At 73.3% G+C, this 12,736-nt stretch carries 18 protein-coding genes; 3 read left to right on the forward strand and 15 right to left on the reverse strand.

What is annotated here, in order from left to right; all coding sequences use genetic code 11:
- Together ACJA3G_RS16000 and ACJA3G_RS16005 are read left to right on the forward strand one after the other, a co-directional pair.
- The coding region (locus ACJA3G_RS16000; protein ID WP_406553650.1) for a THUMP-like domain-containing protein at positions 1-377 on the forward strand (377 nt) is incomplete at its 5' end.
- A 33-nt stretch (positions 378-410) separates the two neighbouring features.
- The gene (locus tag ACJA3G_RS16005; protein ID WP_406553651.1) at positions 411-827 is read left to right on the forward strand and encodes a WXG100 family type VII secretion target; all 417 of its coding nucleotides are present in this window, start codon (positions 411-413) and stop codon (positions 825-827) included.
- On the opposite strand, the gene ACJA3G_RS16010 is transcribed toward ACJA3G_RS16005, so the two are convergent.
- From ACJA3G_RS16010 to tsaB, 10 genes are all read right to left on the reverse strand, one after another.
- A complete protein-coding gene (locus ACJA3G_RS16010) occupies positions 811-1,176 on the reverse strand; it encodes a hypothetical protein (RefSeq protein WP_406553652.1) in 366 nt (121 codons plus the stop codon). The genes ACJA3G_RS16005 and ACJA3G_RS16010 overlap by 17 nt on opposite strands.
- A 46-nt stretch (positions 1,177-1,222) precedes the next feature.
- The gene (locus ACJA3G_RS16015; protein WP_406553653.1) at positions 1,223-1,852 is read right to left on the reverse strand and encodes a hypothetical protein; all 630 of its coding nucleotides are present in this window, start codon (positions 1,850-1,852) and stop codon (positions 1,223-1,225) included.
- Positions 1,853-1,987: 135 nt separating this feature from the next.
- The gene (locus ACJA3G_RS16020) at positions 1,988-2,503 is read right to left on the reverse strand and encodes a VOC family protein (protein WP_406553654.1); all 516 of its coding nucleotides are present in this window, start codon (positions 2,501-2,503) and stop codon (positions 1,988-1,990) included.
- A 107-nt stretch (positions 2,504-2,610) separates the two neighbouring features.
- Positions 2,611-3,855, reverse strand: coding sequence for an RNA polymerase sigma factor (locus ACJA3G_RS16025; RefSeq protein ID WP_406553655.1), 1,245 nt, complete (start codon positions 3,853-3,855; stop codon positions 2,611-2,613).
- 73 nt (positions 3,856-3,928) lie between these two features.
- Positions 3,929-4,285 carry a YciI family protein gene (locus ACJA3G_RS16030; RefSeq protein WP_406553656.1) on the reverse strand — a complete coding sequence of 119 codons (357 nt, stop codon included), beginning with the start codon at positions 4,283-4,285 and terminating at the stop codon, positions 3,929-3,931.
- A gap of 152 nt (positions 4,286-4,437) precedes the next feature.
- Positions 4,438-5,298, reverse strand: a complete 861-nt coding sequence (locus tag ACJA3G_RS16035) for a polysaccharide deacetylase family protein (protein WP_406553657.1) — start codon at positions 5,296-5,298, stop codon at positions 4,438-4,440.
- 61 nt (positions 5,299-5,359) lie between these two features.
- On the reverse strand, positions 5,360-5,626 hold the full coding sequence (locus ACJA3G_RS16040) for a hypothetical protein (protein WP_406553658.1): 267 nt from the start codon (positions 5,624-5,626) through the stop codon (positions 5,360-5,362).
- Complete coding sequence (gene tsaD, locus ACJA3G_RS16045; protein ID WP_406553659.1) at positions 5,623-6,735, reverse strand: tRNA (adenosine(37)-N6)-threonylcarbamoyltransferase complex transferase subunit TsaD; 1,113 nt, start codon at positions 6,733-6,735, stop codon at positions 5,623-5,625. Before tsaD ends, ACJA3G_RS16040 begins: the two co-directional genes overlap by 4 nt.
- Positions 6,735-7,208, reverse strand: a complete 474-nt coding sequence (rimI, locus tag ACJA3G_RS16050; RefSeq protein WP_406553665.1) for a ribosomal protein S18-alanine N-acetyltransferase — start codon at positions 7,206-7,208, stop codon at positions 6,735-6,737. The genes tsaD and rimI overlap by 1 nt, the downstream gene beginning before the upstream one ends.
- A gap of 17 nt (positions 7,209-7,225) precedes the next feature.
- Positions 7,226-7,879 (reverse strand): tRNA (adenosine(37)-N6)-threonylcarbamoyltransferase complex dimerization subunit type 1 TsaB, encoded by a 654-nt coding sequence (gene tsaB / locus ACJA3G_RS16055; protein ID WP_406553660.1) that lies wholly within the window; start codon positions 7,877-7,879, stop codon positions 7,226-7,228.
- Positions 7,880-8,036: 157 nt separating this feature from the next.
- Between tsaB and ACJA3G_RS16060 the strand changes: the two genes are divergently transcribed.
- Positions 8,037-8,597 (forward strand): hypothetical protein, encoded by a 561-nt coding sequence (locus ACJA3G_RS16060; protein ID WP_406553666.1) that lies wholly within the window; start codon positions 8,037-8,039, stop codon positions 8,595-8,597.
- A 58-nt stretch (positions 8,598-8,655) separates the two neighbouring features.
- Here ACJA3G_RS16060 and ACJA3G_RS16065 read toward each other — a convergent pair whose 3' ends face one another.
- From ACJA3G_RS16065 to ACJA3G_RS16085, 5 genes are all read right to left on the reverse strand, one after another.
- Positions 8,656-8,793, reverse strand: a complete 138-nt coding sequence (locus ACJA3G_RS16065) for a hypothetical protein (RefSeq protein ID WP_406553661.1) — start codon at positions 8,791-8,793, stop codon at positions 8,656-8,658.
- Positions 8,794-8,996: 203 nt separating this feature from the next.
- A complete protein-coding gene (gene tsaE / locus ACJA3G_RS16070; protein WP_406553662.1) occupies positions 8,997-9,503 on the reverse strand; it encodes a tRNA (adenosine(37)-N6)-threonylcarbamoyltransferase complex ATPase subunit type 1 TsaE in 507 nt (168 codons plus the stop codon).
- Positions 9,475-10,686 carry an alpha/beta fold hydrolase gene (locus ACJA3G_RS16075; protein ID WP_406553663.1) on the reverse strand — a complete coding sequence of 404 codons (1,212 nt, stop codon included), beginning with the start codon at positions 10,684-10,686 and terminating at the stop codon, positions 9,475-9,477. The genes tsaE and ACJA3G_RS16075 overlap by 29 nt, the downstream gene beginning before the upstream one ends.
- A gap of 62 nt (positions 10,687-10,748) precedes the next feature.
- The gene (alr, locus tag ACJA3G_RS16080) at positions 10,749-11,891 is read right to left on the reverse strand and encodes an alanine racemase (RefSeq protein ID WP_406553667.1); all 1,143 of its coding nucleotides are present in this window, start codon (positions 11,889-11,891) and stop codon (positions 10,749-10,751) included.
- A 41-nt stretch (positions 11,892-11,932) separates the two neighbouring features.
- The coding region (locus ACJA3G_RS16085; protein WP_406553664.1) for a L,D-transpeptidase family protein at positions 11,933-12,736 on the reverse strand (804 nt) is incomplete at its 5' end.

Genomic DNA, 12,736 nt, shown 5'->3' on the forward strand with positions numbered 1-12,736 from the left:
GCCCGGTGGGCCGCTACCTCCACGAGCCGGACGGCGCCGTCATCCGGGCCCATCTGGTGGCCGACATCGTGGCGGCGTGCGACGGCCGCCTCATCGACGAGACCATCGCGTACGTCACGAGCGACGAGCCGTACGGGTCGCCGTTCACCACCGCGTACGAGATCACCGACGAGCTCCCCTTCAACATGAAGAAGCTGAAGGCCCTGCTGCGGGAGCGCGAGGTGGGCGTCCTGACGGTCAAGAAGCGCGGCTCGGCGGTCGAACCGGAGGAGTTGCGCCGCAAGATGAAGCTACGGGGGCGCGCCTTCGCGACGGTGTTCCTGACGCGGGTGGCGGGGGCGCCGACGATGCTGATCGGGCATCCGGTCCCCCGGTGACGCGGACCCGCAGGGGCGCGGCCCGATCTCGGCGTGCCCGAGGACAACGGGCTGACGAAGCTGGCGAACGACCTGGACGAGATGCGGCGCCACCTCGACGGTCAGGTGCGCCGGATGGACGGGATCGTCGACCGGATCGAGGCGCGCCGGCGCGGCCCGGCAGGCTCGGCCTACCGCGATCTGCACCGGGGCGCCGCCAAGGACGCGGTGCGCATCCGCGAGGTGCTCGGGGTCATCGAGGAGGCGGTCCGCCTCGGCCGGGACGGCTTCAGCGAGCAGGACATGGAGGTCCTCGCCCGGATGCGGGAGATCCAGGACCACGTCGACGTCGCCCGCGAGGCCGACGCACTCCAGGCGCCCGGGCCGGGCCCGCGCAGCAGCATCAGCGATCTCTGCCCCGCCGCCTGGCTCGCCGTCCTCGCGGACCGGCTCGCTACGCCAGGTCCGTGAGCTCCTCCGCGTAGATCCGGGACAGCGGCTGCGGCCCGACGTACTGCTGGCAGTTGCAGCGGCCCGACTCGAAGCGGACCGGGTGCTTGGTCTCGTCCCAGGCGACCGGGACCTCGACGCGCTCGTGGCACAGGCCCTGTTTGTCGTGCTTGGCGAGGTGGTGGGCGCAGCCGCAGACGGGCTCCGGGGGCCGGTTGGCCGCCTCCAGGGCGAGCCGCTCCTGCCGGGCCGCCTCCAGGCGTTCCAGGCGGCGCTCATGGCGGGTGCGCAGGGCCGTACGGCCGGTGTCGGCCGCCCAGCCGAAGCCTCCCATCCAGAAGACTATGAGGACCCACCAGTACCATTCCATCGTTGCCGCCTTCCCCCTGAAAACCGTGCGACGTGCGTACGCGCGTTCAGGATAGGTGCGCGGGGGGCGAGAGCCGTAGGGCCCAGCGGCGGTGGGAGAACGCCTTGTTGAGGGCGATCAGTCCGGTGAGCCAGCACACCAGGCCCAGCCCCATCCCCAGCACCACCACTCCGTAGGTGTCGTCGCCCGGCCGGGCCCCCGCCGGGACCGCGACGCACACGGACAGGCCGACCGCGCACATCAGCCCGCCCGGCAGCAGCCACGCCAGGCTCAGCCCGGGGGCGCGCAGGGCCGCGTCGCACGCGGGGTCGCGGTCCAGCGCAGCCCACTGGAGCAGGAGTTCACGGATTCGGGCGTCCTTGCGCAGGCCCGCCACGATCGCCACGGCCGTCGGTACCAGCGCGCCCAGGCCGATCACCAGGCAGACCGTCCCGAAGAGCAGCGACAATACGTCCAGCGCCTCGGTGAAGGCGATGACCGCGGTCCCCACGAAGGCCCAGCCGGTGGCGAGCAGCACCGCCCAGCCCCAGTGCGCCGCGATCCGTCCCGGGCCCAACTGCCGTGCCACCAGGGTGTGCAGGACGTGCGCGCGGTCCCTGAGCAGCGCGTTCCGGTCGGGCCAGGTACGTATCCCCACCGGGGGCGGGGGCGGCGGCAGGGGCGTACGGAACGGCATGGACATGAGGTTACCGGCGCCTCCAAGAGCCCCTGCCGCCTGCTCGGTCGCCCGCCAGGCCGCGTCCGCCCGGTCGCCCGGCCGCCGGTCGCCGGTCGCCGTCCGCCCGGTCCGCTCGCCACCCGGTCGCCGCGCTCAGGCGCCCTCGTACGCCCGTCGCAGCCCGGCCACGTCCAGCTTCTTCATCTTCATCATGGCGCCGACCGCCCGGTTCACGCCTTCGCGGTCCTCACCCGACAGGATCTCGCGCAGGGCGCGCGGGACGATCTGCCAGGACAGGCCGTACTTGTCCTTCAGCCAGCCGCACGGGCCCTCCTGGCCGCCGTCGGCGGTCAGCTTCGCCCAGAGCTCGTCGACCTCCTCCTGGGACGCGCAGTCGACGGAGAGCGAGATGGACTCGTTGAAGGAGAAGTCCTGCTTGCCGCCGTTGAGCGCGGTGTAGTGCTGGCCGGCCAGTACGAAGTCGACGGTCATGACCCGGCCGGCCTGGTCGGGGAACGTCTCCGTGTACCGCGTGGTCTCGGCGATGCGCGAGTCCCCGCCGAAGACGGAGACGTAGAACCCGGCGGCCTCCTCGGCCTGGTCGTCGAACCACAGGAACGTCGTGATCTTCTGTGCGGACTGCGCGGACTGCACGGACTGCTCGGACATGGCTGCTGCCTCCCTCTCGGCCGGGCCGTCCGGCGGATACCGGCGGCTCGGGAAGGTAGACCGGCCCCCTCCACGAAACTCATCGGCGGCCACGAGAGGCCCCGGCCTCAGCCCTCCGCGCGCGCCCGCAGCAGCTCCCGCTCGCGCGCGTTGCGGGTCAGCTCGGCGGCGCGCGCGAACTCCGCGCGCGCCTCCTCCCCGCGCCCCAGGCGCTCCAAAAGGTCGCCCCGGACGCTCGGCAGCAGGTGGTAGCCGCGCAGCGCCGGATCGGCGGCGAGCGCGTCCACGAGCGCCAGGCCCGCCTCGGGGCCCTCGGCCATGGAGACCGCGACCGCCCGGTTCAGCTCCACCACCGGCGAGGGGGCGATCGCCGCGAGCGCGCGGTAGAGCGCGGCGATCGCCGCCCAGTCGGTCTCCTCGTACGAGGCAGCCTGCGCGTGGCAGGCGGCGATGGCGGCCTGGAGGGCGTACGGGCCGGGGGCGCCGCCGAGTTCACCCGCGCGGGTCAGCGCCGCGAACCCGCGCCGGATCAGCAGCCGGTTCCAGCGGGAGCGGTTCTGGTCGGCGAGCAGCACGGGCGCGCCCGTGGCGTCGGTGCGGGTGCCCGTCCGCGAGGCCTGGATCTCCAGGAGCGCGGCCAGCGCGTGCACCTCGGGCTCCTCGGGCATGAGCCCGGCCAGCACCCGTACGAGCCGCAGCGCGTCCTCGCACAGCGCCGGGCGCACCAGGTCGTCACCGGCCGTCGCCGCGTACCCCTCGTTGAAGACGAGGTAGATGACCTCCAGTACGGAGGCGAGCCGCTGGGCGCGCTCGGGGCCGCGCGGCACCTCGAACGGCACCCCAGCCTTCGCCAGCGTCCGCTTGGCCCGGGAGATCCGCTGGGCGACGGTCGCCTCCTGGGCGAGGAAGGCGCGGGCGATCTCGTCGGTGGTCAGCCCGCCGAGCAGGCGCAGCGTCAGGGCGATGCGCGCCTCGGTGGAGAGCACCGGATGACAGGCGGTGAAGATCAGCCGGAGGAGGTCGTCGTCGATCGTGTCCGGCTCCTCGGCCGCCGCGAACTCCGGCTCGGACACCGCCTCGTCGAGGTCCCGGCCGATCTCGGCGAGCTTGCGCGCGTAAGTCTCGCGGCGGCGCACCAGGTCGACGGCCCGGTGCCTGGCGGTGGCCGTGAGCCAGGCGCCCGGATTGTCCGGGACCCCTGTCTCCGGCCACCGCTCCAGGGCGGCGACCAGCGCGTCCTGCGCCAGCTCCTCGGCGATGCCGACATCGCGCACGATCCGTGTGACGGCGGCGATGACGCGCGGGGCCTCGATCCGGAAGACGGCCTCGACGGCGTCCTTTTCTGTGCTCACGGGCAGTCATGAGAACACCCGCGCGGCCCGGCGGCAATCGCCGTCCGCGAGCACGCCGCCGTCGGGCGGGCGGTCAGCCCTCGAAGATCTCGCGGATCTCGGAGGTGACCGTCCAGTGCTCCTCGTGGATCGTCAGGAACCGCTTGGCCCACTCGACCGCCTCGGCCATGTCCTTGCACTGCATGAGCGCGTAGCCGCCGACGACCTCCTTGGACTCGGTGAACGGCCCGTCGGTCGTCGAGAGCTTCCCGCCCGACCAGGTGACCCTGGTGCCCTGGGCGGTCGGGGTGAGCCCGGCGGTGTCGAGCAGGACGCCCGCCTTGGTCATCTCCTCGATCAGGGCGCCCATCCGCTGCATGAGCTCGGCGCTGGGGCCCTCGGCGGGGGCGTCGGCCTCGTTGATACGGACCATCGACAGGTAAGGCGGCACGGTGTGCTCCTCGGTACGTCCGGACCGGGGTCCGGAGGGTGGCTGCGGGGCCGTTCCCCGCCTCTCACCCTTACGTCGAACGGCCCGGCCCCGATTCGACACGGCCCGACGGTTTTCTCGGATCACCCCAGAATTTTTTCCGGAGTCCTGTCTCAGACGTAGTCCTCCAGGCGCGCCACCGCGAAGCCCTGCTCCTGGATGTGGCGCAGCATGTTCGCCGTCATCTCGGTCATCGTGTGGCCCTTGAGCTCACTCTTCCCCCGGAAGTGGGCCAGGATGATGTCCCCGGGGTGCAGCTTCTTGTCGCCGCGCTGGTACTGCATGTTCTGTATCTGCATCGACTCGCGCCACAGCACGATCGCCTGGATGCCGCACGCCTTGGCCGCCGCCCGCGTCGCCTCGTTCCAGTTGCCGTACGGCGGCCGGAAGAGCCGGGGCGCCTTCCCGTACTCCTTGCCCAGCTTCTCCTGCTGCCCGCATATCTGGTGCTGCTGCTGGGCGGCGGACTCGGTCCGCATGTTGGGGTGGGTGAGCGTGTGGTTCTGGATCGCGTTGCCGAGCTGCTGGAGCGGCTTGAAGTAGCCCTTGTCGCCGCTGATGGCCGCGTCGGTGAGGAACATCGTGAAGGGGATCTTCAGCTCCCGCATCATCTCGACGAACTTGGGGTCCTTCTCGGCCCCGTCGTCGAACGTCACGAAGACGATCTTCTGCTGGGTGGGGACGTCGCTGATCACCGGGACCTCGCCGGGCTTCGCCCGCACCGGTTTGCGCGCGGGCGGCGCCGGCGCCTCGGGCAGCGGCTTCAGACCCCACTTGCGGTACGCGGCCACGCTCGCGGCCCCGTCCTCGGCGCCGCCCGGGGCCGGGGCCGAGGCCGACGCGGAGGGCTGGGCGGGCGTACCGCCGCTCTTGTGCGGGCCGCCCCCGGAGCCGCCGTCCGAGGAGGAGCAGCCGGTGGCCAGCAGCACCCCGGACAGAACCAGACCCGCCGCCGCCACGCTCTTCTTACCCACTGTGAACCAACCGTCCGAACTGCCGACCGATACGCCCTCTGCGTACTGGTCGATGCAGATTTCAGGCCGGAGGTTCCACGCCGAGTGACTCGAAGCGCCAGCGGTGGACCGCCCTCGTCACCAACTTCCCGTCCGGCTCCGGCAGTTCGGGCAGCTCCGCGTCGTACGCCGCGTCCCACCAGGTGATCACCAGAACCCGGTCCCCGGGCGCCGCGAAGACCTCGCGGCGCACCGGCGCGTACGGCAGGGGCCGGCCCCGGGCCCAGGCGAGGAGCTCTGCGCCCCGGCCCTCGGCCGCCCGCGCCTCCCACATCAGCGCGACCGTCACGGGTACAGGTTCTCCTTGCTGACCTCGTGCACATGGTCGTGGTCGTGCGCGTGTGCGTGGCCCTGGGTGCCCGGCACATGAGGGTCCGTCACCGGAAGCGAGGAGTCCGCCGACAGGTCGAGGTCCGAGGCGGGCCGGTTGCGCGCCACCATCTCGGCGCCGAGCGCCGCCACCATGGCGCCGTTGTCCGTGCACAGCCCGGGGCGCGGCACCCGCAGCCGGATGCCGGCCTTCTCGCACCGCTCCTGGGCGAGCGCGCGCAGCCGCGAGTTGGCCGCGACCCCGCCGCCGATCATCAGATGGTCCACGCCCTCGTCCTTGCAGGCCCGGACGGCCTTGCGGGTGAGGACGTCGACCACGGCCTCCTGGAAGGAGGCGGCCACGTCCCGGACCGGCACCTCCTCGCCCGCGTTGCGCTTCGCCTCGATCCAGCGGGCCACGGCGGTCTTCAGCCCCGAGAAGGAGAAGTCGTACGCCGGGTCGCGCGAGCCGCTCAGACCGCGCGGGAACGCGATCGCCTGCGGGTCGCCCTCCTTGGCGAGCCGGTCGATCACCGGGCCGCCGGGGAAGCCGAGGTCGAGCACGCGCGCGATCTTGTCGAAGGCCTCGCCCGCCGCGTCGTCGATCGTCGCGCCCATGGGCCGTACGTCCGCGGTGATGTCGGGCGCCAGCAGCAGCGAGGAGTGGCCGCCGCTGACCAGCAGCGCCATCGTGGGCTCGGGCAGCGGCCCGTGCTCCAGCTGGTCCACGCAGATGTGCGAGGCCAGGTGGTTCACCCCGTACAGCGGCTTGTCCAAGGCGTACGCGTAGGCCTTGGCGGCCGAGACGCCCACGAGCAGCGCGCCCGCGAGGCCGGGGCCCGCCGTCACCGCGATGCCGTCGAGGTCCCGGGCGGAGATCCCGGCCGTCTTCAGGGCGCGCTCGATGGTGGGGACCATCGCCTCCAGGTGCGCGCGCGAGGCGATCTCGGGCACCACACCGCCGAACCGGGCGTGGGTGTCCACGCTGGACGCGACGGCGTCGGCGAGCAGCGTCGTGCCGCGCACGATGCCGACGCCGGTCTCGTCGCAGGAGGTCTCGATGCCGAGTACCAGCGGTTCGTCAGCCATCAGTCAGTCTCTTCTGTTTCTCGGTCGTGTTCCTGGACGATCAGGCGCATCACGAGCGCGTCCACATTGCCCGGCTGGTAGTAGCCCCGCCGGAATCCGATGGGTTCGAAGCCGAAGCGCTCGTAGAGCTTCTGGGCGCGTGTGTTGTCCACCCTCACTTCGAGCAGGACCTCGTCGCACTCGAAGGCGGTGGCGTGCTTGAGCAGGTCGGTCAGGAGCCGGGCGCCCAGGCCCGTGCCCCACTGGTCGCGGGCCGCGGCGATGGTCTGGACGTCACCGAGGCCGCCGGCGGCTGCGAGGCCCGCGTAGCCGACGAGCCGGCCCGAACCGTCCTCGGCGACCACATAGCGGCGGGTGGCGCCCGGTCCCCTGGCGTGCGCGAGCTCCGACCAGAACATCCCCGCCGACCAGGCGTCCTCGGGGAACAGGTCGTGTTCGAGCGCGAGCACCGGTTCTATGTCCCACCAGCGCATCTCGCGGAGCACCACGCTCACCGCGGGGTGACCACCTTGTAGTTCTTGGGCACCTGCGCGTCCGGGCGGCGCAGATACAGCGGTGTGGGCGGCAGGAACCCGGCGCCCGCCGCGAGCCGCTCGGCCGCCAGCGCCGCGAGCGCCGCCGCCGACTGGTGCTCGGGCCCGCGCGCGTCGGCGAAGACCTCGGGGTAGAGCAGCGCGCCCGCGCCGACCGCCGGCGCCCCGGCGACCTGCTCGGCGATGTCGGCGGGCCGGTCCACGGACGGCTCGCCCGCACGGGTGCGGAAGTCGTCGTAGCGGGCCCAGTAGACCTCCTTGCGGCGCGCGTCGGTGGCCACCACGAACGGCTCCTCGATACCGGAGGCGTAGGCGAGGCCGTCGAGCGTGCACAGGCCGTGGACGGGGACGCCGAGCACGGAGCCGAAGGTGGCGGCCGTCACCAGACCGACGCGCAGGCCGGTGTACGGGCCGGGGCCGACCCCGACGACCAGATCGGTGACGGCGTCGAGCTTGAGCCCGGCGTCCGCGAGCACCTGGTGGACGGCGGGCAGCAGCAGCTCCCCGTGGCGGCGGGCGTCCACCCGACTGGTCTCGGCGACGACGTCGGTGCCGTCGTGCAGGGCGACGGTCACGGCGGGAGTGGCGGTATCAACGGCGAGCAAGAGCACGCGAACAGCCTACGGCCACGGCGCCGGGGGCACGGCGTCCCGTCCCCGCCGCCACCGGCTGCTACCGTCAGCCGCAGATATGACCGCAGGCTTGTACGCCTTGCGGCCGGTACGGACGAAAGGGGCGAGCCAGGTGGCAAGGAGCAGCTCGGGATTTGTGGCCGGGCTCACCGCGGCGGCGCTCGCGGTGGTCGGCTTCCTCGCCTATCAGGCGTCGGCGAACGCCCCGTCCAAGGCCGACCTGGCGGCCCCCGGGACCACCGTCTCGCCCGCCCCCAGCTCGTCGGCCGCGGTGCCGCCCGCGGGGAAGACGCCCGCGAGGAACCCGGCGGCGCTGCCGCCGAACTCGGGCGTCGGCCCGCGTGTCGTCTACTCGCTGGGAGCCAAGCGCGTCTGGCTGGTGGGCACCAAGACCCTCAAGGGCCTGCCGCCCAAGTCCTTCGAGGTCATGCCGTCGGCCGTCAGCCCCAAGCCCGGCAACTACGCGGTGACCTCGCGCGCGGCCTCCGTCCCCGGCTCGGACGGCGTGCCGATCGAGCACGTGGTGCGGTTCGCCACCGTCGACTCCGTGACCATCGGCTTCAGCGCGGCGGTCGACGGGAAGCTGGCCAGCCCCGCCCCGGGCAAGCGCACCGGCGGCATCCGGATGAAGCGCGAGGACGGCAACGCGCTGTGGACCTTCGCCACGATCGGCTCGAAGATCGTCGTGGTGCCGTAACCGCAGCCGCGAAGCCCCACCGGCGTACCGCGAGAAACACCCGAACGAGTGATACGGGTCAGGCGGCGTCGCGGCGCTCGCCGCTCTCCTCGGCCGGCTCCGGCGGATCGCCCGGGCCGGCCCCGTCCGTCCCGGTCCGCTCCGGCGGCGTGGAGACGGCGTTCGCCGCCGCGCAGGAGGCCAGCAGATCGTTCATGGACACACCCTGCGTGCGCCGCGGCTGCGCTGCGCGCTCCGACACGGTCATGGCGGCCTCCCGGCTCCTGGAGAAGGCGTGGTTAGGTAGACCTAACCAGGTCTCTCCTCCCATGTGACCACGGGCGGCGGGACCCGCGCAACATTTTGCCGACGGCTTGTCGGAACGTACGCCTGCCACGCGCCCCGCCACACCCCCGGCGACTACAGGGCGTCGACCCCGGCGCCCGACCAACGGGTACCCAGACCGGTCACGGTCACCACCCGCCGGTCGTCGTCCGTCTCGCCGACCACCCGGTCGATGACCACGTGCAGCCGGTCGTCGGAGAGCTCCTCCACCTTGCCGTCGCCCCACTCCACGACGACCACGGAGTCGGGCAGCGAGACATCGAGGTCGAGGTCCTCCATCTCGTCCAGACCGCCCCCGAGCCGGTACGCGTCCACGTGCACCAGGGCCGGGCCGCCGGTCAGCGACGGGTGGACACGGGCGATCACGAAGGTCGGGGAGGTCACCGCGCCGCGCACGCCCAGGCCCTCGCCCAGGCCGCGCGCCAGCGTCGTCTTGCCCGCGCCGAGCTCACCGGTGAGCAGGACGAGATCGCCGGGGCGGAGCAGTTCGGCGATACGGCGGCCCAACTCCTGCATCTCGGCGGGCGAGTCGAGGGTGAGCCGGGTCATGGCCTCAGTGGCCTGGGTGTGCGGTGCTTCCATACGTGCCAACGTTAGTCGCCTCCGGCACCGCGCCGATGCGCACCAGGAGGTCCGCGAGCCGGTCGGTGACCGTCTCGGGGTGCTCCAGCATCACCAGGTGCCCGCCGTCGGGCACGATGACCAGCTCGGCGTCGGGCAGCAGGTCCGCGATGGACTCGCTGTGCGAGCTGGGCGTGACCAGGTCGCGGTCGCCCGCCAGGACGAGCGCGGGCACCTCGGCGAAGACCTGGAGCGCCGCCTCCTTGTCGTGGTCGTCGAAGGCCGGGTAGAACTCCGCCACCACGTCGATCGGCGTCCCCTCGATCATCCGCTCGGCGAACCGGGCCACCGCCGGGTCCACGTCCCGGGAGGAGAACGAGTACCGCTTGATCATCCCGGCGAAGAGGTCCGCCGTGGCCCGCCGTCCCCGCTCCACCAGCTCCGCCTGCGAGCCGAGCGCCCTGAGCACCCCGGGCAGCACGCGGCGCACCACGTTGACCCCGGCCACCGGCAGGCCGTAGCTGACCTCGCCCATCCGGCCGGAGGAGGTGCCGACGAAGGCGACGCCGACGACCCGGTCGCGGATCAGCTCCGGGTACTGGTCGGCGAGCGCCATCACCGTCATCCCGCCCATCGAGTGCCCCACGAGCACCAGCGGCCCCTCGGGAGCCGCCGCGTCCAGGACCGCCTTGAGGTCGCGGCCCAGCTGGTCGATGGTGACGGGCCTGCCCTGCGCCTGGCCCTCGCCGCGCGCCGAGCGGCCGTGGCTGCGCTGGTCCCAGTACACGGTCCGCACGACCCCGCGCAGCGCCGCCCGCTGGAAGTGCCAGGCGTCCTGGCTCAGACAGAAGCCGTGCGAGAAGACCACGGTGACGGGCGCGGGCGCCTTGCGGCCGAACAGCCGCCGCTTGCGCGCCCCGTTGGCCTTGGCGGACGGCTCGGCCTCGTCGGTCTCGTAGTAGAGCGCGGTGCCGTCGTCGGCGTAGGCGCGCCCCGGCGTGCCGCGCAGCGCGCCGTACGGGCCCGTCGCGTCCAGCGCCAGACGCGCCTTCTTGCGCATCCCCCGCCCGACGGTGAGCCGCTCGACCGCGACCCCGGCGGCGGCCCCCGCCGCCACCACGCCTATCGCGGCGCCGGCCAGACCCGCCCGGCGCCAGCTGCCCGCAGCCGCCCGCACCACGTCCCCCGTGCTGGTCTCGCTCACCGTGCCGCTCCTTGTGGTCCAGGTCCCTGTGGTCGCCCCCCGCGGATCCGGCCGCCGGGGGTTCAGCCGTGGGAACTCTCGTTCAGATAGACGCGGGGTACCCGCGAACCGATCCGGGTGACGATCTCGTACGCGATGGTGTCCGCCGCCCGCGCCCAGTCCTCGGCGCTGGGCTCGCCCCGGTCCCCGGGCCCGAACAGCACCGCCTCCGCGCCCGCCTCCACGGTGTCCCCGTCGAGATCGACCACGAACTGGTCCATGGCGACCCGTCCCGCCACGGTCCGCACCTTCCCGCCGAGCAGCACGGGCCCGCGCCCGGAGGCGTGCCGCGGGATGCCGTCCGCGTACCCGAGCGGAACCAGCGCGAGGCTGGTCTCCTCCCTGGTGACGTAGTGGTGCCCGTAGCTGACGCCGTGCCCCGCCGGGACCTGCTTGGCCAGCGCCACGGACGCGGCGAGCGTCATCACCGGCCGCAGCCCGAAGTCGCCCGGGGCACCGAGCTCGGGCGCGGGGCTGACGCCGTACATGGCGATACCGGTCCGTACCAGGTCGAAGTGGGACTCCGGGAGGGTGAGGGTGGCCGGGGAGTTGGCGATGTGCCGCACCTCGGGCTCGATGCCCGCCTTCTCGGCGTACGCGACCAGCTCGCGGAAGAGGGTGAGCTGGGCGGCGATGGAGGGGTGGCCGGGCTCGTCGGCGCAGGCGAAGTGCGACCAGAGGCCGGTGACACGGACCTCCGGGGCGGCCAGGGCCGCCTGGACCAGCTCGGGCCAGTCCGCGGGCTGGCAGCCGTTGCGCCCGAGCCCGGTGTCGGCCTTGAGCTGGATCCGGGCGACCCGCCCGGCCGCGCGGGCGGCCTCGGTGACCTCCCGCAGCGCCCACATCCCGCTCACCGACACATCGATGTCGGCCTCGATGGCCTCGCGCCAGGGCCCGCCGGGCGTCCACAGCCAGCACAGCATCCGCCCGCCGATCCCGGCCGCCCGCAGCGCCAGCGCCTCGTGCGGGGTGGCGGTGCCGACCCAGGCGGCGCCCGCCTCGATCGCGGCCCGGGCGCAGGGCAGCGCGCCGTGCCCGTACGCGTCCGCCTTCACGACGGCCATGAGCTGCGCGCCGGGGGTACGGGCGCGCAGCGCACGGACGTTGGCGCGCAGGGCGGCCAGATCGATCTCGGCGCGGGCTCGGGTGTGCACGGTCTGCGTCATCGCGGTCATCGCGCCAAGTCTCTCAGAGCTCCGCCCCCGCCTCAGGCGCCGGGCCGGTGCCCCCAGATGTGGACCGGGTCACCCTTGCGCAGCACGCCCCACAGCCGCTTGGCGTCCGAGTACGTCAGATTGACGCATCCGCGTGAGCCGACGGTGGAGTAGATGTTGTCGTAGATCGCGTGGAACGCCTGTCCTCCGCTGAAGAACTGGGCGTACGGCATGGGCGCGTTGTAGATGGTGGACCAGTGGTTCTTGTGCCGCCAGTAGACGGGATAGGTGCCGGTCCGGGTGGCGAGACCGGGCCGTCCGCTGCGGATCGCCACGGGGCCGAAGGTGACGTTCGCCTTCCCGCCGCCCTTCCCCTGCACCCACATGATCTGCCGGTCGAGGTCGACGCAGGCGGTCCTGGCCGCGCGGGCCCGGCAGCGGCCGGCGGCGTCGGGGCGGGCCCGAGCGGCGAGCAGCCGCATGGTGCCCCAGGTGGCGGGCCCGGCGAAGCCGGTGTCGGGACGGATGCCATGGGTGGTCTGGAAGCCGCGGATCGCGGCGCAGTCGGCGACGGACTGCTTCCCGTCGACGCCCAGCCCCAGCCACCGCTCGACCTGGCGCTGATACGGCCCGGCCTGCCGGCTGCACGCGGTGGAGCCGACCTCGTCGCGGGGCACGTACTCGACGAGCCGCTCCGCCCCGGCGCCCGGCGCGACGGGCTCGACGGCGTCCTCGGCGGCGGTGGGCTGATACACGAGCGGCGGCAGCGCCTGGTCCGGGGTGTCCATGGGGTACTCGGGCTTCCCCGGGGCACGCGGCTCACCGGGCACGAGGGAGCCGAGGGCGACGGCCTCGGC

Origin of the sequence: Streptomyces sp. YS-3 (assembly GCF_045257485.1) — a bacterium.
GTDB lineage: Bacteria > Actinomycetota > Actinomycetes > Streptomycetales > Streptomycetaceae > Streptomyces.